The organism is Prauserella halophila, from assembly GCF_024171895.1.
In the GTDB taxonomy this organism is placed as follows: domain Bacteria; phylum Actinomycetota; class Actinomycetes; order Mycobacteriales; family Pseudonocardiaceae; genus Prauserella; species Prauserella halophila.
The window spans coordinates 588,695-606,957 of record NZ_JAMTCQ010000009.1 but is presented as its reverse complement, the minus strand read 5'-3'; the positions used below and the strand labels follow the sequence as shown (position 1 = coordinate 606,957).

Annotated in this window: 18 protein-coding genes; 6 read left to right on the top strand and 12 right to left on the bottom strand. The window is 69.6% G+C overall.

Annotated features, from left to right (window positions below):
- Positions 1 to 41: 41 nt before the first annotated feature.
- Positions 42 to 1,490: a GMP reductase gene (gene guaB1 / locus LY41_RS09060; protein ID WP_253863421.1), complete on the top strand. Its 1,449-nt coding sequence runs from the start codon at positions 42 to 44 to the stop codon at positions 1,488 to 1,490.
- Between the two features lie 144 nt (positions 1,491 to 1,634).
- Here guaB1 and phoH2 read toward each other — a convergent pair whose 3' ends face one another.
- Both phoH2 and LY41_RS09050 read right to left on the bottom strand, forming a co-directional pair.
- Positions 1,635 to 3,029, bottom strand: coding sequence for an RNA 5'-3' helicase PhoH2 (gene phoH2, locus LY41_RS09055; protein WP_253863420.1), 1,395 nt, complete (start codon positions 3,027 to 3,029; stop codon positions 1,635 to 1,637).
- Between the two features lie 556 nt (positions 3,030 to 3,585).
- Positions 3,586 to 4,365 carry an isoprenyl transferase gene (locus LY41_RS09050; protein ID WP_253863419.1) on the bottom strand — a complete coding sequence of 260 codons (780 nt, stop codon included), beginning with the start codon at positions 4,363 to 4,365 and terminating at the stop codon, positions 3,586 to 3,588.
- A 212-nt stretch (positions 4,366 to 4,577) separates the two neighbouring features.
- On the opposite strand from LY41_RS09050, the gene trhA reads away from it, so the two are divergent.
- On the top strand, positions 4,578 to 5,198 hold the full coding sequence (gene trhA, locus LY41_RS09045) for a PAQR family membrane homeostasis protein TrhA (protein ID WP_253864056.1): 621 nt from the start codon (positions 4,578 to 4,580) through the stop codon (positions 5,196 to 5,198).
- 70 nt (positions 5,199 to 5,268) lie between these two features.
- Here trhA and LY41_RS09040 read toward each other — a convergent pair whose 3' ends face one another.
- Positions 5,269 to 6,279 carry a 2Fe-2S iron-sulfur cluster-binding protein gene (locus LY41_RS09040; protein ID WP_253863418.1) on the bottom strand — a complete coding sequence of 337 codons (1,011 nt, stop codon included), beginning with the start codon at positions 6,277 to 6,279 and terminating at the stop codon, positions 5,269 to 5,271.
- Position 6,280: 1 nt separating this feature from the next.
- Complete coding sequence (locus tag LY41_RS09035; RefSeq protein WP_253863417.1) at positions 6,281 to 7,504, bottom strand: cytochrome P450; 1,224 nt, start codon at positions 7,502 to 7,504, stop codon at positions 6,281 to 6,283.
- 200 nt (positions 7,505 to 7,704) lie between these two features.
- Here LY41_RS09035 and LY41_RS09030 point away from each other — a divergent pair, with 200 nt between their 5' ends.
- Together LY41_RS09030 and LY41_RS09025 are read left to right on the top strand one after the other, a co-directional pair.
- A complete protein-coding gene (locus LY41_RS09030) occupies positions 7,705 to 8,643 on the top strand; it encodes a helix-turn-helix transcriptional regulator (protein WP_253863416.1) in 939 nt (312 codons plus the stop codon).
- Between the two features lie 86 nt (positions 8,644 to 8,729).
- Complete coding sequence (locus LY41_RS09025; protein ID WP_253863415.1) at positions 8,730 to 9,170, top strand: nucleotide triphosphate diphosphatase NUDT15; 441 nt, start codon at positions 8,730 to 8,732, stop codon at positions 9,168 to 9,170.
- Here LY41_RS09025 and LY41_RS09020 read toward each other — a convergent pair.
- On the bottom strand, positions 9,167 to 9,694 hold the full coding sequence (locus tag LY41_RS09020) for a winged helix-turn-helix transcriptional regulator (protein ID WP_253863414.1): 528 nt from the start codon (positions 9,692 to 9,694) through the stop codon (positions 9,167 to 9,169). The two genes, LY41_RS09025 and LY41_RS09020, sit on opposite strands and share 4 nt — an antisense overlap.
- 83 nt (positions 9,695 to 9,777) lie before the next feature.
- Between LY41_RS09020 and LY41_RS09015 the strand changes: the two genes are divergently transcribed.
- Positions 9,778 to 10,959: an MFS transporter gene (locus LY41_RS09015; protein WP_253863413.1), complete on the top strand. Its 1,182-nt coding sequence runs from the start codon at positions 9,778 to 9,780 to the stop codon at positions 10,957 to 10,959.
- Between the two features lie 9 nt (positions 10,960 to 10,968).
- Here LY41_RS09015 and LY41_RS09010 read toward each other — a convergent pair whose 3' ends face one another.
- Positions 10,969 to 12,855: an acyl-CoA dehydrogenase family protein gene (locus LY41_RS09010; protein WP_253863412.1), complete on the bottom strand. Its 1,887-nt coding sequence runs from the start codon at positions 12,853 to 12,855 to the stop codon at positions 10,969 to 10,971.
- A gap of 237 nt (positions 12,856 to 13,092) precedes the next feature.
- On the bottom strand, positions 13,093 to 15,120 hold the full coding sequence (locus LY41_RS09005) for a thioredoxin domain-containing protein (RefSeq protein ID WP_253863411.1): 2,028 nt from the start codon (positions 15,118 to 15,120) through the stop codon (positions 13,093 to 13,095).
- A gap of 112 nt (positions 15,121 to 15,232) precedes the next feature.
- On the opposite strand from LY41_RS09005, the gene LY41_RS09000 reads away from it, so the two are divergent.
- On the top strand, positions 15,233 to 15,862 hold the full coding sequence (locus tag LY41_RS09000; protein ID WP_253863410.1) for a VOC family protein: 630 nt from the start codon (positions 15,233 to 15,235) through the stop codon (positions 15,860 to 15,862).
- 93 nt (positions 15,863 to 15,955) lie between these two features.
- Here the strand turns inward: LY41_RS09000 and LY41_RS08995 are convergent, their stop codons facing one another.
- The 5 genes from LY41_RS08995 to LY41_RS08975 are packed head-to-tail and all read right to left on the bottom strand — an operon-like array spanning position 15,956 to position 18,262.
- Complete coding sequence (locus LY41_RS08995) at positions 15,956 to 16,174, bottom strand: DUF397 domain-containing protein (RefSeq protein ID WP_253863409.1); 219 nt, start codon at positions 16,172 to 16,174, stop codon at positions 15,956 to 15,958.
- A gap of 3 nt (positions 16,175 to 16,177) precedes the next feature.
- Complete coding sequence (locus LY41_RS08990) at positions 16,178 to 16,780, bottom strand: hypothetical protein (RefSeq protein WP_253863408.1); 603 nt, start codon at positions 16,778 to 16,780, stop codon at positions 16,178 to 16,180.
- A 33-nt stretch (positions 16,781 to 16,813) separates the two neighbouring features.
- A complete protein-coding gene (locus LY41_RS08985; protein ID WP_253863407.1) occupies positions 16,814 to 17,080 on the bottom strand; it encodes a PTS transporter subunit EIIB in 267 nt (88 codons plus the stop codon).
- A gap of 20 nt (positions 17,081 to 17,100) precedes the next feature.
- Complete coding sequence (locus LY41_RS08980; protein WP_253863406.1) at positions 17,101 to 17,496, bottom strand: hypothetical protein; 396 nt, start codon at positions 17,494 to 17,496, stop codon at positions 17,101 to 17,103.
- Complete coding sequence (locus LY41_RS08975; protein ID WP_253863405.1) at positions 17,435 to 18,262, bottom strand: nucleoside/nucleotide kinase family protein; 828 nt, start codon at positions 18,260 to 18,262, stop codon at positions 17,435 to 17,437. Before LY41_RS08975 ends, LY41_RS08980 begins: the two co-directional genes overlap by 62 nt.
- Between the last annotated feature and the right edge of the window lies 1 nt (position 18,263).

The following is an 18,263-nucleotide window of genomic DNA, read 5'->3' as shown; positions in this document are numbered from 1 at the left end:
CTGCCCGCTTTCCGCCGCCTCGTCCAGTACGCTGGAGTCTCGTGCAGTTTCTCGATGGCCACAGGCCCGCTCACGACCTGACCTACGACGACGTCTTCCTGGCGCCGAATCGCTCGGCGGTGGAGTCGCGCTTCGACGTCGACCTCTCGACGGTGGACGGTGCCGGCACGTCCATCCCCCTCGTCGTCGCGAACATGACCGCGGTCGCAGGCCGCAGGATGGCCGAGACGATCGCGCGGCGCGGCGGGCTCGTCGTGCTGCCGCAGGACGTCGACCCGGCGGCGGTCGCCGACATCACGTCGTGGGTGAAGAGCCGTCACCCGGTGTGGGACACGCCGCTCGTGCTCACCGCCGGTGACGCGGTCGCCGACGCGCTCAACCTCGTCGGCAAACGTGCCCACGGCGCGGTCGCGATCGTCGACGCGGACGGCAAACCCGTCGGCATCGTCGACGAACAGGCGTGCAGCGGTGTCGACCGCTTCGCGCGCCTCGGCGAGATCCTCGACGAGAACGTGCTGACGTACCGGATGGACACTCCGCCACGTGAAGTGTTCGAACACGTCCAGGAACACGGCGGGCGCCTCGCGCTGGGCGTCGACGACGACGGCCGGCTCGCGGGGGTGCTCACGCAGGTGTCGGCGCTGCGTGCCGGTATCTACACGCCGGCGACCGACGACGTCGGGCAACTGCGGATCGCGGCGGCCATCGGCGTGAACGGCGACGCAGGCGCGAAGGCGGAAGCCCTGCTGAAGGCGGGCGTCGACGTGCTCGTCGTGGATACCGCACACGGCCACCAGGAGAAGATGATCTCGGCGTTGAAGGCCGTGCGGTCGGTGCTGCCCGCCGATTCGACGGTGCCGATCGTCGCGGGCAACGTCGTCACGGCACAGGGCACGCGTGACCTCATCGAAGCGGGTGCGGACATCGTCAAGGTGGGCGTCGGCCCCGGCGCGATGTGTACGACACGCATGGCGACCGGCGTCGGACGGCCGCAGTTCTCCGCGGTACGCGAGTGCGCCGAGGCTGCGCGGGCGCTCGGCAAGCACGTGTGGGCCGACGGCGGCGTGCGGCATCCGCGCGACGTGGCGCTGGCCCTTGCGGCGGGCGCATCGTCGGCGATGGTCGGCTCGTGGTTCGCGGGCACGTACGAATCCCCTGGCGACCTGCGCTACGACGAGCAGGGCAGGCCGTACAAGGAGTCGTTCGGCATGGCCTCCAAGCGTGCGGTGAGCGCACGCACCCGCACCGACAACGGCTACGAGCGCGCCCGCAAGAGCCTGTTCGAGGAGGGCATCTCGTCGTCGCGGATGGCCCTGGACCCGACGCGCCCCGGCGTCGAGGACCTCATCGACTCGGTGACGGCGGGCGTGCGCTCGGCGTGCACCTACGCGGGTGCGACGAGCCTCGAGGAGTTCCACGAGCGCGCCGTCGTCGGCGTCCAGTCCGCGGCAGGCTTCGCCGAGGGACGCCCCCTCCCCTCAGGCTGGTGATCCTGAGTGCCCCCAAGGGCACCTTCGGGGCGTTGAGCGCCCCAAAACTTCCCTTCGCGGCCCGGGGGTGCGCTGCCGGCGTGAAGGGAAGATTCGGGGCGTTGAGTGCCACAAAGGTGCCCTTGGGGGCGTGAACCGGTGGGCTCAGCCGTGGTCCTCGAGCATCTCCGTGACCAGTGCGGCGATGGGTGAGCGCTCCGAGCGCGTCATCGTGACGTGCGCGAACAATGGGTTGCCCTTCAGCTTCTCGATCACCGCCGAGACACCGTCGTGCCTGCCGACCCGCAGGTTGTCCCGCTGCGCGACGTCGTGGGTGAGCACCACCCGCGACGCCGACCCGAGCCGCGAGAGCACCGTGAGCAGCACGTTGCGCTCCAGCGACTGCGCCTCGTCGACGATCACGAACGAGTCGTGCAGCGACCGCCCGCGGATGTGCGTCAGCGGCAGCACCTCGAGCATGCCGCGGTCCAGCACCTCGTCCACGACCTCCTGGCTGACGAGTGCGCCGAGCGTGTCGAACACCGCCTGCGCCCAGGGTTGCATCTTCTCGTTCTCGGACCCCGGCAGATACCCGAGATCCTGGCCGCCGACCGCATACACGGGCCGGAACACGACGACCTTGCGGTGCATCCCGCGTTCCAGCACCGCCTCGAGCCCCGCACACAGCGCAAGCGCCGACTTGCCGGTGCCGGCGCGGCCGCCGAGCGACACGACGCCGACGTCCTGATCGAGCAGCAGGTCGAGGGCGATCCGCTGTTCGGCGGACCGGCCGTGCAGCCCGAACGCCTCCCGGTCGCCACGCACGAGCTTGACCTGCTTGTCCTGCGTCACCCTGCCCAGCGCACTGGACGTGCCTGCCAACAGGCGCAGGCCGGTGTGGCAGGGCAGCTCCGCCGCGTCGGGCAGGCCGAAGTCGGCGAGGTCGGCCGAGCCCTTCGAGAACATCTCGTCGATGGCTTCCTGCGGAACGTCGAGGTCCGCGGTGCCCGTCCAACCGGACGGTGTGACCTCCTCGGCGCGGTACTCGTCGGCGTCCAGGCCCACCGAACCGGCCTTGACCCGCAACGGGATGTCCTTGGTGATCAGCGTGACGGCACCGTCGAGCTCGTTGGACAGGTTCAGCGAACACGCGAGGATGCGGTGGTCGTTGGCCTCGGTACGGAACCCGGGCGGCAACACGGCCGGGTCCGAGTGGTTCAGCTCGACGTGCAGGGTGCCGCCGTACTCACCGATCGGCACCGGGGCATCGAGCCTGCCGTGTCTGCGTCGCAGGTCGTCGAGCAGCCGGAGGGCCTCCCGCGCGAACCAGCCCAGCTCGGGGTGGTGCCGCTTACCTTCGAGTTCGTTGATCACCACGATCGGCAGGACCACCGGGTGTTCGGCGAACCTCGTCATCGCCCACGGGTCGGACAGCAGGACCGAGGTGTCGAGCACGAAAGTCCGGGCCTGACCGGGGGATCCTGCAGCGTCGGGGTCGAACCCCGAGGCGCCGGTGGTGGCGGGGCCGGAGGCATTGTGGGGCGAACGCTGCGCAGTCACGACGGCATCTCCCTCAGGGGCGTTGGCACCACGCCCGCACTCGCTGGGCCGGGCACTGCCCTGGCTGGTCGCTGATCCTGACGCCGGAAACGTCAGGTCACACGGCCACGAGGGCCCGGTGCCGGCCCCCTCGTGTGCTTGAACGGCTTCGCCGTTCGCTGTGTCACTGCCACGACCAGGGCCTCCCGCAACGAACCACATCGGTTCGTGATCCGTCACCCGCGAAACTACCGCCGAATATCGATAAACGCAGGCATCCAGGCAGGTGATTCACCGATTTGTCACGTCGACGCCGGGCACGGGACACACGGACCTCGTGGTCGCCACCGAAAGTCACGGCAACCTCGACCACGAGACCGTTTTATTCACCGGGAAAGACCAACGGTTTCACGCTCACCACAAATGCCGCGGCGCTATACCAGGAAACTTCGGCCACCGGCAAGATCTTTACCCCGAAGCAGCGCTCAGCGGTCGTGTAGCACCCACCGTCTCCGCAGGTCAATACCCACAACGGGCTGGACTGCGGCGCGCGGCCCCGCCGGGAACGAGCGCCGGGTCAGCCGCCGTACCGGCGATTCCGGACGGCGTAGTCGCGCACCGCCCGCAGAAAGTCGACCCGGCGAAAAGCAGGCCAGTAAGCCTCAGTGAACCAGAATTCGGAGTGCGCCGATTGCCACAGCAGAAAACCGGACAAGCGCTGTTCTCCGGACGTCCGAATGATGAGGTCCGGGTCCGGCTGCCCCGAAGTATACAAATGTTCGGAGATATGGTCGACATCCAGAATCTTGGCGACCTCACGGATGGGCGTCCCCTCGTCGGCGTGCTGCCGGAGCAGCTTGCGCACCGCGTGGGCGATCTCCTGCCTGCCGCCGTAGCCGACGGCGACGTTGACGACCATGCCCTTGCGCCCGTCGGTGCGCTGCGCAGCGGCGGTGAGCCGGGTCGCGACGTCGGCGGGCAGCAGGTCCTTCGCGCCCACGATCGAGAGCTGCCACGGGTTGCCCGGAGCGGCCAGCTCGTCGACGACGTCCGGGATGATCTGCAGCAGCGCCTGCACCTCTTCGTTCGCACGATGGCGCACGTTGTCGGTCGAGAGCAGGAACAGTGTCACGACCTCGACGTTCGCCTCGCGGCACCAGCCGAGGAAGTCCGCGATCCGCTTCGCGCCGACGCGGTGACCACCGTTGACGTCGGTGAAGCCCGCCTCTCTGGCCCACCGGCGGTTGCCGTCGAGAATGATCCCGATGTGCTGGGGATGCTTTCCCCCTGACTGCTGCTGCAACCGCCACGAGTACAGGCGGTACACGACCTTGGAGGCGAACGACCGAAGACTCACGTCCAGGCAGCGTACGCCTGCCCGCGCGGGCGTGGTGCGGGCTCGTCATCACTTCCGGACGTGACGTTCACACCTCGCGGGTGCGCGCGGCACCTGCGCGCCCCTAACCTGGCAGAGTGAGCACTCTGAACGACGAACGTCGGCAAGAGCGTCCGAACGAGAACCGTCCGAACGAACAGCGTCCGGAGAAGACCGTCGACAACCGGCCCCGACTGCGCGGCCACCTGCACTTCTGGAGTTTCTTCGGTGCCGTCGCCGCAGGCGCCACGCTCATCGTTCTGGCTGCGTCGACGGTGTCGGCACTGGCCGCACTGGCGACGTCGATCTACGGCGTGACGGTGCTCGGCCTGTTCGGTGTCAGCGCCCTCTATCACCGGCACATCTGGAGCCCGCGCGCGTACCAGTGGATGAAGCGCGCCGACCACTCGATGATCTTCCTGTTCATCGCGGGCACGTACACGCCGTTCACGCTGCTGGCGATGTCCCAGCCCACCGGCTACATCGTGCTCACGGTCGTCTGGACGGGCGCGATCGCGGGCGTGGCACTGAAGATGCTGTGGCCGAAGGCGCCGCGCTGGTTCGGCGTGCCGATCTATGTAGCACTCGGCTGGGTGGCGGTGTTCGTACTGCCCGAACTGGCCACCAACGGGGGCACGGCCGCGCTGGTGCTGTTGCTCGTCGGCGGCGCGCTCTACACCGTCGGTTCGGTGTTCTACGCGACGCACTGGCCGAACTACTGGCCCAAGACCTTCGGGTATCACGAGTTCTTCCACGCCTGCACCGTGCTGGCCGCGATCTGCCACTACATCGCGATCTGGCTGTCGATGTACTGACGCCGGGACCGGGTCACCGGCGGTGCCGGCGGATCCCGCGAACCCGCCGGCACCGCCCGGTCGCCGCGCTTCAGGCGTCCGCCGGGGTGAACTTCTCCCGGTGGATGTTCCTGGGTGCCATCCGCCTGCGCTTGAACGCCTTCACCCCGGCCTCGACCATCGCGGGCGGACCGCACAGCCAGCCCGTCCACCCACGAGCGGTAGCGACGTCCTCGACGAAGGCATCGGTCGGGAATCCCTCGCGGTAACCCTCGGCGGGCTCGTGCGAGAGCACCGGGACGGACCTAAAGTTCGGGTACTGCCCTGCCAGTTCGGTGAGCCGGTCGCCGTCGTAGAGCTCCTCCTCACCACGAACGCCGTGGTACAGCACGACTTCCCGCTCCGGGTGCCTGCGCAGTGCCGTCCGCACGATGCCGACCAACGGCGCCAGTCCCGTGCCGCCGCCGATGAGGACCATCGGCCCGCCGTCGTCCTCGGACTCCGGCGGCAGGTGGAAATCGCCCAACGGACCGGAAATGTCCACCTCGTCTCCCTCGGCGAGGCCGTCGAACAGCCAGCCGTGAGTGGCCACGCCGCCGGGCACGAGTTTGACGTGCAGTTCGAGCACCTTGTCCTCGTCGGCCGTGTTGGCCAGCGAGTACTGCCTGCGCTCGCCCGAGCCCGGCACGACCAGTTCGACGTACTGGCCCGCGTCGAACGTCAGCGGCTCGTTCAGCCCGAGCAGGATCCGCCGCGTGTCACGGGCGATGCCGGAGACTTCCCGCACCGTGGCGACCATGTCCCGCAACGGATGCGCCGTCCGCGCCGCGCTCGTGCCCTGCTGGCGCAGTTCGACATCGCCCAGCGGCCGCGCCTGGCACGCCAACGCCATGCCCGACCCGCGTTCGTCGTCGGACAGTGTCTCCGCAGGCGACGAACCGTGGTCGACCTCGCCGGAGACGACGTGCAGTTTGCACGTGCCGCACGTACCCTGGTTGCACGAGTTCGGCATCCACACGCCCGCCCGCAGGCAGGCGTCCAGCAGCGCCTGGTCCTCACTGCACTCGACACTGCGCCCGCCGACGGTGACCGCGAACGTCATGTCAGACCTCCCAGGTCACGTGCAGGCTCGTCGGCCCACGGAAACCCCAGCCCCAGAACTCGACGCCTTCGCGGGTGTCGCGTTCCAGGTTGGGGATCGCTTCGAAGAGCTCCTCCAGCGCGATCCGCATGGTGTGGTTGGCGAAGTAGATGCCGGCACACGCGTGGTTGCCCGCGCCGAACGCGAGGTGCGGAAGCGGCGGGCGGTGCAGGTCGTAGGTGGTCGGCGCGTCGTAGCGGCCCGTGTCGTGGTTGGCCGAGCCGTAGGACATCATCACCGGCGTGCCCTCGGGCAGATCGACGCCCGCCACCGTCACCGGCTTGGTCGAGATCCTCGCCGTGGCCGACCAGATCGGCGACGTCCAGCGCACGCCCTCGGCGACCGCGCGGGGAACCAGCGCCGGATCGTCGACGACCTCCTCGAGCTGCTCCGGCCTGCTGAACAGGCCGACGAGCGTCGACGCCATGCCGTGGCCCGGTTCCTGCATCGCGCCGAGCAGGTAGACGTAGATCGTCGGGTAGATGTACTCGCGGTCGCGGGTCCGTCCCGGCGGCATGCCGTCGTGGAGCCAGTGCGAGATGGCACTGTCGTCGGGGTGGTCGATCCACTTGTCGATGAGCGGGTCGACGATCGACCGGATCTCGGCCTTGGCCTCGTCTCCCTCGACGAAACCCTCCGGATTGGCGAACTCGCCGTCCTCGGTCATGGCCGCGTTCGTGAACGAGCGGTTCAGCTTGGCGAACCATTCGCGCAGCTTGTCCGACTCGACGTCCTGCAGCCCCAGCAGGTCACCGAGGGAGCGCACGCTGACCGGCTCGCAGAACTGGGCGACCAGCTCCGCCTGCCCGTCGGCCTCGAACTGTTCCAGGTAACGACGCGCGATCGGCCGCACCAGGTCGTCGATCCACCGGTCCACCTCGGCAGGCTGCAGCGCGGGCTCGATCATCGTGCGCAGATCGGCGTGCACGTCACCGTTGACGCCGATGACCGCCGGGTGACCGAAGGTGCGGCCACCTGCGGGAGTGATGACCGCCTCGAAGTCGGGGCTCGTCGCGATCTCCCGGCAGATTTCCTCCGTCGAGGCCACGTACGAACCCAGCACGGGCACATACGCCAGCGGCGCTTCGGCACGCAACCGCTCGTACGTGGCGTACGGATTGCGTTCCAGATCGGCCATCGTGACCTCGTCGAGCCAGGACAGATCGGGGCGTTCGGTGGTCGTCATCAGGGCGTCTCCTCCTACGTCGTTGTCCGGGATGAGCACGGAAGGTAGGCCGCCTGTGCACCCGCGACGACACACTTCGCGCGCCGGCGACACGGATCGCGCGAGCGGAACGAATTCCCCGGACCGGCGGCGCCGAACAGCCCCCGAAGCGCGCGAACGTTCCTGGTCGACGGGTTGTGCCTCGGGTACGGTCTGTGGCTATGCGCGCACGACGTGGTCGCGCACCGCACGACTGGGACCAGGCGTCCCGGGAGGTGGCGGACGCGTATTTTCCGCACGAGCTCCGGCCGCTGGGTGGTGGCCGCGAGCCGCGGCTGACGCTGCGCACACTCGATCTGGGACCGGTGCTCGTCGGCCACGTCGGCTGGGGCGCGGACGTGGGAATCGAATGCGACTACCCCGGCGCCTACGAGGTGAATCTGCCGCTCACGGGCCATCTGGAGAGCCGCGGCAGGCACGGTCCGGTGTCGTCGGTGGCCGGACAGGGGACGGTCTTCCGTGCGGACACGCCGTCGCTGATCAGCCACTGGGACGCCACCTGCACCGTGCTGGGCGTCAAGTTCGACAGCGCGTGGCTCGACCGCGAGTCCGAACGGGTCCTCGGCACCGACAGAACCGGCCTGCGTGCGGAGCTGCCGGACCAGCTGCAGCTCGACGCGGGCCGCGCGCACGCCTGGCGCCAGGTCGTCGACAGCCTGGCCGCGCATCTGCAGAGTCCCGAGCTGTTCGCCGACGTCGCGCCGGTTCGCCAGCAGCTCGCCGGTGCGGTCGCCGCGGGGTTCCTGCTCGCGAGCTGTCCGGACTCGCCCGCGGGCGCACCTGCACGCCCGCGCGCGATCCGCAGGCTGCTCGACCAGTTGCACGACGACCCTGCCCGTGCGTGGACGGCGAGCGAGATGGCCGCCGTCGCGGACACGACCGTGCGCCGGCTGCAGGAGGGTTTCCGGCGTTGGGTCGGGACCACGCCCACGGAATACCTGACAGGCCTGCGCCTGCGGCGCGCCCACGCCGACCTGGTCGGCCCGGCCGCGCCGACGATCAGCGACGTCGCGGCACGCTGGGGTTTTTCCAGTGCCAGCCGATTCGCCGCGGTCTACCGCGCGCGGTACGGCAAGCCGCCGTCACAGGCACGGGACTGAGCCGCCCACGTAGGATCCGGTCCCGACCGTCCGCACCATCGAGGAGAGCCGATGAAGCGCGCCGATTCCGTCCCAGGGCAACGTTGATGGCCGATGGCAACGGCACCGTCGGTGTCGGCGTCGTGGTGCGTGACGCCGACGGACGCGTACTGCTCGGACTGCGCGACAAGGACGGCGAACCGACCGTCTGGTGCCTGCCCGGCGGTGCGGTCGACCCCGGCGAGAGCTTCGAACGCGCCGCCGCACGCGAGCTCGCCGAGGAGACCGGGCTCGTCGCAGGATCGGTGGCGGTCACGCACCTCGTGCTCTCGCCGGATCCGGGCGTCACCGCCACCGCTGTGGCCGTCGCCCGCGACGTCCGCGGTGACCCACAGGTGCTCGAACCACACGTGTTCCGCACCTGGCAGTGGTTCCCCGACGACGGCCTGCCGGACGCGCTCTTCCCCGCAACCCGCCTGGCACTCGACGCCCTGACCACGGGATCGGCACCGGACGCGGCCGCGTCCTACCGCCTCGAACGCTCCTAGTCGTTGCCAGGAGGGAGATCACCGCGGGGCGGGAGGTCGCCGCGGGGCGGGACATCGTTGCCGGGTGCTCGATCCTCCCGCACGACAGTCGTCGAATCGACGGTCACGGCGGAGCCGTGGGCGTCGGTGGGACGCAGTTCGGCAAGTGGGAGCCCGCCGTCGCCGACGAGGACGGAGTGGTCCTCGCCCGGTGCGAACGCATGTCGTTCGCCCCACTGGCGCATCGCCACGATGACGGCGAAGAGGTCCCGGCCGGCGTCGGTGAGCACGTAGACCTGCCGGCGTCCTGATGGCGCCGGCTGCCGTTCGAGGAGGCCGCGCTCGACCAGGCGCCGGAGGCGGTCGCTGAGGATGTTGCGGGCGATCCCGGTGCGGTGCTGAAAGTCGCTGAACGAGCGCGCGCCGTCCATCGCGTCGCGCACGATCAGCAGGCTCCACCGGTCCCCGACCAGATCGAGTGTGCGCGCGACCGGACACGGCGCGTCTGTCCAGTCCATGTCGTCGACACGGGCGGCGTGGGTCATCACTGCTCCTGACGAGTTGCGGATTGAAACCATTCTGCCGTACCGTGCGATCAGTTGCATTTTGCTACCAAATGGGAGTGCTAGTGAGTCTCACGTCCGGTCGGCGGATGCTGCTCGCGATGATCTGCGCGGTCGCCGTTGCGACGATCTACGTCGCGCAGCCCGTACTCGTTCAGGTCGGTCGCGATCTCGGAGTGCCGGAAGCCGACCTCGGCTGGATCGTGGCGACGGGACAGGTCGGCTACCTGGCCGGCCTGGTCTTCCTTGTGCCGCTGGGAGACATGCTCGATCGGCGCAAGCTCATTGCCGGCCACCTGCTCCTCGCCACGATCGGCATGGCGGTGGCGGCGGCAGCGAACCAGCTCTGGTTCCTCCTCGTCGGACTTGCCGTGGCCGGCCTGTTCGCGGTCGTCGTGCAAACCACCGTCGCGTTCGCCGCCGATCTCGCCACGGCAACCGACCGGGGCCGGACGATCGGAGTCGTCACATCCGGCGTCATCATCGGTATTCTCGGAGCCCGCGTGTTCGCGGGAGGCCTCGCTGCACTCTGGGGACGGCGCAGTGTCTACATCGCACTCGCCGCGCTCCTCGTCGGGCTCACCGTCCTCGTCCTGAAGCTGCTGCCGGCAGAGCATCGCTCCGGTCACGTGACGTACGGCGAGGTGCTGGGCTCACTCGGGCGCCTGTTCCGTGAGCGCCTGTTCGTGTCACGCGGGCTGATCACGTTCTTCCTGTTCGCCTCGTTCGGCACACTCTGGAGCGGGCTCGCCCTCCCACTCGCGGCCGAACCGTGGCACCTGACGACGGCGCAGATCGGCCTCTTCGGAATCGCCGGACTCGCCGGTGCGCTGGGGGCCGCGCGAGCCGGACGATGGGCTGACTCCGGCCACGCCGATCTCGTCACGGTCAGCGCGCTCGTGCTCCTCGCGGTGTCGTGGTCGGCATCCGGACAGGCGACCTGGTCGCTCTGGCTGGTCGTCGTGGGCGTCGTTCTCCTCGACTTCGCAGTCCAGGCGGTGCACGTCAGCAACCAGCACGTGCTCACCGAGGCGTATCCGCACCGGACGAGCAGCGTCATCGGCGGCTACATGCTGTTCTACTCGCTCGGCTCCGCTCTCGGAGCAACCGCCACGTCCACGCTCTACGCCATTGCAGGGTGGACGGGATCCGCCGCTGCCGGCGGAACGTTCGCCCTCTGCGGACTCCTCGTCTGGGCCGTCAGCCGACGCGCAACCACACGGGCACGACAAGACGCCCTTGCATGAGACCTGCCGCTAGTCAGCGATGATCGGCGCAGCCAGGAACTGCTCCGGGATCCCGAACGCGTCGGCGAGTTCGCGCGCACGCGGGCGCAACTCGCCGCACAACTCGTTCACCGCGGCCACAACGGCCTTCGCGCGCTGGGCCGTGAATCGCCCGTGCTCGAGGAACCACGCGCGATCGGCCTCGATGTTCGACAACGCGTAGAGATCGCACACCCGCTCGAGGAGCGCCTTGGTGTCCGGGTCGGTGCACCGGTCGATCGCGCCGACGAACGCCTCCAGCACGATCCGGTCGACGTGCACCCTGCCCGCGCGCAGCACGTGGTCCTGCGCGCTGTTGAACACCTCGAAACTGTTGTCACGGCCCGCATTCCGCAACCGCTTCACGAGACTGTCGAGCACGTGCTCCTCGCGATCCTCGAACGCGGCGATCTGCCAGGCGCGGTCGAACAGCGAGTCCTCGTCGTCGCGGCGCGGACTCGCATCCATGATCCGTTCGATCACCTTGCGCGCCGATGTCCGTTCGATCACGGTGTCGACGACCTGCTCGGCCACGAACCGTGCGGTCTCGAGTGGACTGAGGTCCTGCACCTCCTGCTTGTAGCTCGTCAGCAGCCCTTTCGCCACGAGCTGCAACAGCACCGTGTTGTCACCCTCGAACGTGGTGAACACGTCGGTGTCGGCCTTGAGCTGCGGCAGGATGTTCTCGGCGAGATACCCTGCACCGCCGCACGCCTCCCGCGCGGCCTGGATCGTCGACGTCGCATGCCACGTCGCGACCGCCTTCACACCCGCGGCGTGCGATTCGAACTCCCGGCGAGCGCGCTCGCCGGGATCCTCGGCACGCTGCAGCTCGTCGAGCGTGGCCACGAGCTCCTCCTGCGCGAAGTGCAGCGCATACGTCGTGGCCAGCGCGGGCAGCAGTTTCCGCTGATGACCGAGATAGTCGAGCACGACCACCTCGTCGCCGGTGCCGGGGCGCTCGAACTGCGTGCGCCGGTCGCCGTACCGCACGGCGATCGTCAACGCCCGTTTCGTCGCACTGCCCGCGCTGCCCGCGACGCTGACCCGGCCGCGCACCAGCGTGCCGAGCATGGTGAAGAACCGTCTGCCGTCGCTTTCGATCGGGCTCACGTACGTGCCGTCGGGGGCGACGTCACCGTAGCGGTTCAGCAGCGCCTTCCGCGGCACACGCACCTCGTGGAACGTCAGCCGTCCGTTGTCGACGCCGTTGAGCCCGGCCTTGTGCCCGCAGTCCTCGATCGTCACACCCGGCATCGCGACACCCGCGTCGTCACGGATCGGCACCAGGAACGCATGCACGCCGCGGCTCTCGCCACCCGTGACGAGCTGGGCGAACACCGCAGCCATCCGGCCGTCCCGCGCGGCGTTGCCGATGTACTCCTTGCGCGCCGAGAAGTTCGGCGTGTCGATCACGAACTCCTCGGCGGCCGGATCGTACGTGGCCGTGGTGCGCAGGTTCTGCACGTCCGAACCGTGGCCGTACTCCGTCATCGCGAAGCACCCCGGCAGCTCCAGATCCATGATCGACCGGAGGTACTGCTCGTGGTGCTCACGGGTGCCAAGCAGTTCCACCGCGCCGCCGAACAGCCCCCACTGCACCCCGGCCTTGACCATCAGCGACAGGTCTCCGAACCCGAGCATCTCGAACGCGACGATCGTCCCGCCGATGTCGCCCTTGCCGCCGTAGGCGACGGGAAAACCCAGGTGCGGCCTGCCGGTCGCGGCGAGTTCGTGCAGCTGCTCGAGCACCTGCGCGCGGTGCGCCTCACGGCCGAGGCCGTAGGCATCGGGCTGGGCCGTACCCGCCACCTGTGCACGCACGTCACGGCGGATACCCGCCCACCGGCCGTCGAGGACGTCAGTCAGGGAGTTCATGCCGCCAGCGTGCCGAACGATCCCGGCGGGCGCACTGCGACACGCTCCCGCCCCCTCCGCGGGAACCACAGTCACCCGCCGCGGGAACCACGGTCATCCACCGCGGCTCGGCACTGCAGTTCGACACTGCGACTCACCCACTGCGACTCACCCACTGCGACTCACCCACTGCGACTGACCCACTGCGGCTCGACACCGCGGCACCGGGACGGCGGCACCGGGACCCGGCCACCGGGCTCAGCGGGCGAGCGCGCGCACGAGGTCGTCGTGGCCGGTCACGGGCCGGTCGCACACGTACCCGTGGCACACGTACGCGGCAGGTTCCCCGTCGACCAGCGGCCGGTCGGCCAACAGCGGCACCCTGCCCGCGTCGAGTTCCCCGCCGGCTTCGGGGCCGCCCGCCACGACGACCGCGCCGCCCGGCACGCGCCGCGCCGCCGTCGCGAACAGGTCCGCACGCGAGGTTTCCGTCTCCCCGACAACGGCGACCTGCACCGGCCCGGCCAGCAGCGACTCCGCGACGGCCGCCCAGGTGCCCGCGAACCGCGGCACCTGCATCACCAGCGCACCCGCCCGGGAGACCGCCTGTTCGCAGATCGACCGGTACCGGGTCGCGCGGTCCGGCCCCGCCAGCGCCGACGCCGTCAGCAGCGCACTCGCCAGTGCCGAGGCGCCCGACGGGCTCGCGTTGTCCGTCGGGTCGGCAGGCCTGCTGAACAGCTGCTCGGCGTCGTCCGCCGTGTCGTGGAACGATCCGGGTGCCTCGGCGGCGAACCGGTCGACCGCCTCGTCCAGCAGCCGGAGCGCCTCGGTCAGCCACCCGGCCTCACCGGTGGCCTGGTGCAGCGCGAGGAGCCCGTCCGCAGTGCACGCGTAGTCCTCGAGCACACCGGCGGCGTCGCCGACCTCGCCGTCGCGGGAACTGCGCCGCAACCGGCCGCCGACGTCGTGGACATTGAGCAGCAGCCGGGCCGCCTTACCCGCGGCGTCGACCCACTCGGGCCGGTCCAGCGCCACCCCCGCCTCGGCCAGCGCCGCGATCGTCAGCCCGTTCCACGCGGCGATCACCTTGTCGTCGCGCGCGGGCTGCGGCCGCCGGTCGCGTGCCGCCAGCAGGGTCTCCCGCACGCGCTGCCAGCGTTCGGTGTCGTCGGGGTCGGCCGGCAACTGCAAGGTCGACGTGCCGTGCTCGAACGTGCCCTCCTCGGTGACGGCGAACGTCTCCGCGGCCCACGCCCCGTCGTCGGCACTCAGCACCTCGACGAGCTGTTGCGGCGTCCACACGTACGTGAGCCCTTCGACGCCGTCGGTGTCGGCATCGAGCGAGGCGGCGAACCCGCCCTGTTCGGTGAGCAGGTCCCGCACCAGGAACTCGGCCGTCTCGGCGGCGATGCGGCGCGCTCCGGGATGTCCGGTGCGGCGCGCGATGTGCGTGTATGCCCGCAACAGCAACGCGTTGTCGTACAGCATCTTCTCGAAGTGCGGCACGACCCACCGGCCGTCCACGGAGTAGCGTGAGAATCCACCTGCGAGTTGATCGTAGATGCCGCCGCGCGCCATCCCCTCCGCCGTCAGTTCCACAATGGACAACGCGGCCGGGTCCGCGGTGCGCTCGTAGTGGCGGATGAGGAACTCCAGCACCATCGACGGCGGGAACTTCGGCGCCCCGCCGAAACCGCCGTAGCCGGGGTCGGTCTCCTGCCGCAGCTTCCCCACTGCCCCGGCGAGTGTCTCGTCGTCGAGTGTCTGCTGCCGCAACGGGCCCGACTGCTCGACGACGTGGTCGACGACCTTGCCCGCCCCTTCGACGAGTTCCTCCCGTCGCTCCGACCACGCCTTCGCGACCGCGTCCAGCACCTGGTGGAACGCGGGCATCCCGTGCACGGGCCGGGGCGGGAAGTATGTGCCGCAGTGGAACGGTTTGCCGTCCGGCGTGAGGAAACACGTCATCGGCCAACCACCCTGGCCGGTCATCGCCTGGGTGGCGGACATGTAGACCGCGTCGAGGTCCGGACGTTCCTCACGGTCGACCTTGATGTTCACGAAATGCTCGTTCATCACGGCGGCGATGTCGTCGTCCTCGAACGACTCGTGCGCCATGACGTGGCACCAGTGGCAGGCCGCGTAGCCGATCGACAGCAGGATCGGCACGTCCCGTTCGGCCGCCTCGGCCAGTGCTTCCGGGCACCAGGGCCACCAGTCGACCGGGTTGTCGGCGTGCTGGAGCAGGTACGGGCTCGTCGAGTTCGCAAGGCGATTGGCCATACCGAGAGTCTCCCCTGTCGCCGGGTGCCACGCACGTGTGCCCGCCTCCACGCACCCGACGGCCCGTCACTTCCGGTTGCAGCGGACCGGCCGGACGGTCACCATCCTCGATATGCGCCCGGCCGGCGAGTTCTGCTGGATGGACATCAAGACGCCCGACCTCGACGCGACGGGGCGGGAACTGGATACCGCCTTGGGTTGGGAATGCGTCGTCGACCCGGACGACCACCGCGATCCCGCGACGGCACGGAAAGCCCGGTTCGAGGGCCACTGGATGGCGGGGCTGAGCAGCCTCCACAGCGGGGCCTGTCCGCCGGGGACCGAACCCCACGTGGGCTACTACGTGGCCGTCGACGACGCCACCCGCGTGCACGACGCCGCCGTCGCCGCGGGCGCCACCTCGGTAGTCCCGCCGTCGCCGATCGGAGACCTGGGCGTACTCGCCACCGTCGTCGACCCGTTCGGTGCGGCCGTCTCGCTGTGGGAACCCGGTACGTTCGCGGGCTGGACGCATGCGGTGGGCGCGGGTACCCCGCGGCGCATGGTGCACACGTCGATCACCCCGACCACGGCGGCCGGCTTCTACCGCGGCCGACTCGGCCTGTCCATGACGGGCGCCGTGTTCAGCACCCGAAGCGCCGAACCGCCGGGATGGACGGCCGTCATCCAGGTCGGCGACCGGCCGTGCACGACGTTCGCATCCGTGCGACTGCCGTCCGGGCACAGGTTCCTGTTCGCCTGACGACCGCCCGGCCGGAGCTCACAACACGAGGCCCTCCCGGCCACCCGGGCTGGCCGGGAGGGCCTCGTTCACTCGCGTTCAGCGTGTTCGTGGTTAGTCGAACTCGCCGTCCTTGACGCCTCGGATGAAGGCGTCCCATTCACCTGCGGTGAAGTAGTACGGCGGACTGGCAGGGCTCTTGCTGTCCCTCAGCCACCGGCCGCCATCGGCGGCCTGGCCGACCTCGACGCACTGGCCGTTCTCGCCGCTGTAAGACGACTTGCGGAAGACGACCCGCTCAGGCTCCAGCACATCGTGCACGTTGTTGATCACTTCTCACACCTCCTTCATGGCGCTCTTAATGATCCCCCGTGACTCTTCGGGGTTGGCGGCCAAGGCGTGGACGTGACGCAGAGTGCGCTCATACAGGGCCACTTCCTCGGGTTCCTCGAGGTAGAGCCAGTGTTGACCAACTCCAGGTAGGCCATGCCTGGATCGCCTTTCGCCAGCAAGGATGAGAACCGTCATGCCGGGCTGGGCTCCTCGGCGCGAAGTCGTTGATCCAGTCTTCGCTACTCGGGGGAGTCTTCGCCATCCACCGGCGGAGTGGTCGGACCGGTCGGCGGGCCGGCGACCGGTCCGACCACTCCGCCGGTGCTCGTCGAGCGCCGGCTGCCCGGATGCGGTGACCGCGACCTGCTGGTTGTGGTCGTAGATGACCGACGACCACCGGCCGTTGGTGGTCATGAGCGATCCCATACGCCGCAGGTTCCACGGGCGCACGTCCTCCGGTGAGAGCTGGTCTTCGCATACCAGGTCATCGAGCCGCGCCAGCGCCATCTGGCCGCTGATCGAGACCACAGGATCGTTGACGAACCCCTGAGTGGGGATGCGGTGGCCATTCCGCCCTCCTTCCCAACAACGTGCCGGCTTTGGCACGCCTTGTTCCTCTCCGGCGATGTGCCGCCAGATTCACTCCCCTGATGGGAGTGCGAGGAGGTCGGTGCACGCCCGCGCGAGCGGCGCGGCGGCTGCGGGGCCGACGATGAGGTGGAGGGCGTCGTCGCCGTCGAGACGGCCCAGAACGGCCGGGTGCTGCTGGAGGCCGCTGTCGTCGACGGCCTGGCGGTCGGCCAGGGTGATGCGCAACCGGGTGACGCAGTAGGTCACCGCGACGACGTTCTCGGCGTCGCCGAGCAAGGCAACCAGGTATGCGGCCGTGCGGGTGTATTTGTCCACGTTGGGCTTCTCCGGTGGTGTCATCGGGCGCCCCAGAGGTAGCGGGGCACGTCCATGTCGGCGTAGGGAACGTGCTCGCGGGAGTCCCAGTACGCCTTGCCGAGCACGTGGGCGATGAGGGAACGCAGTCGCAGCAGTGCATCGAGCCACGTGCCGGGCCGGCGCCACTGCTGCCACAGGTCGGGGTCGTCGGCCGCGAGCTGGTCCAGAGCGGCATCCAAGCTGCTGCGCCAGCGGTGCAGATCGCTAAAGGCCACAGTGGCGTGACCATGCTGACCAGCGCCGATGAGATGATCGCGGATCGCGTCGGCGGCCTCGCGCGCGGGGGCCGCCCATGCTTCGAGTGCGTGCGGGTCAGGTGCGCGCGCCAATGTCGCCAGCAGGGTGCGGTTGGCGGCGCCGCTGGGATCGCTCATCGGCGAGATCTCCTGTATGTGCGGTGATCGCGGCGGCGCCGCGCAGGCAGCGGACTCCTTCGCCGGGACGTTGGTGGTGCAGGCCGCGACTCCACAGTTGTGCCGCGGCATCAGGGGTGGCGACCGTGGCCGAGCGGGGGCTGCCGCAGTCGCGGCCGCAGTGCAGGTCGCCGTTCGCTGCCGCTGGCGGTGTTATCGGCGTGGGCAGCAGCGCGTGGAGGGTGGCGCTGATGGTTGGGTCGGCGGCATGGTGGTGTGCCCAGTGTGGACCGGGTTCGGTCCACCGGTGCAGATCGCGGAAGAACTCGGCGTAGTAGGTGAGAAAGACCGGGTCGTACCAGGTGCGGTATCGCGGGTCACCGGCGCGGCCGCGGCGGTGACGCAGAGACTTGTCAGGGTCGAGGTGCAGGATCAGCACGATGTCGTCGTGGTGACGTTCGTCGAGCGCGAGTTCGCGGCCGCGTGTCAGGGCGCGCTCGAAGTCGGCCCACTCTCCGGTGAGCCGGGCCAGGGCGTAGCGGTAGGCGAACACGCCGAGGTGGCAGCGGTCGGAAGCGACCAGTCGGTGCGGGCTGTGTGTCCGGATGCGGTGTGCTGCCTCGGTGCGGGCGTAGTCCTCGGCCAGCAGACGCCGCATCACGGTGTCATCGTCGCCGCGCTCGGGTGGCTGGGCCTCGGGGAAGACCACGACCTCGGAGCACCGGGCGATTACGGTGCCGAGTGTTGTGGTCTTGCCGGCGCCGGGCATCCCGTCGATTACCAGCACG

Coding starts and splice junctions, on each gene's coding strand:
- LY41_RS09040 (WP_253863418.1), bottom strand. CDS start 6,279: ATGACGTTCGCGGTCACCGTCGGCGGGCGCAGTGTCGAGTGCAGTGAG.
- LY41_RS09035 (WP_253863417.1), bottom strand. CDS start 7,504: ATGACGACCACCGAACGCCCCGATCTGTCCTGGCTCGACGAGGTCACG.
- LY41_RS09030 (WP_253863416.1), top strand. CDS start 7,705: ATGCGCGCACGACGTGGTCGCGCACCGCACGACTGGGACCAGGCGTCC.
- LY41_RS09025 (WP_253863415.1), top strand. CDS start 8,730: ATGGCCGATGGCAACGGCACCGTCGGTGTCGGCGTCGTGGTGCGTGAC.
- LY41_RS09020 (WP_253863414.1), bottom strand. CDS start 9,694: ATGACCCACGCCGCCCGTGTCGACGACATGGACTGGACAGACGCGCCG.
- LY41_RS09010 (WP_253863412.1), bottom strand. CDS start 12,855: ATGAACTCCCTGACTGACGTCCTCGACGGCCGGTGGGCGGGTATCCGC.
- LY41_RS09005 (WP_253863411.1), bottom strand. CDS start 15,120: ATGGCCAATCGCCTTGCGAACTCGACGAGCCCGTACCTGCTCCAGCAC.
- LY41_RS09000 (WP_253863410.1), top strand. CDS start 15,233: ATGCGCCCGGCCGGCGAGTTCTGCTGGATGGACATCAAGACGCCCGAC.
- LY41_RS08980 (WP_253863406.1), bottom strand. CDS start 17,496: ATGAGCGATCCCAGCGGCGCCGCCAACCGCACCCTGCTGGCGACATTG.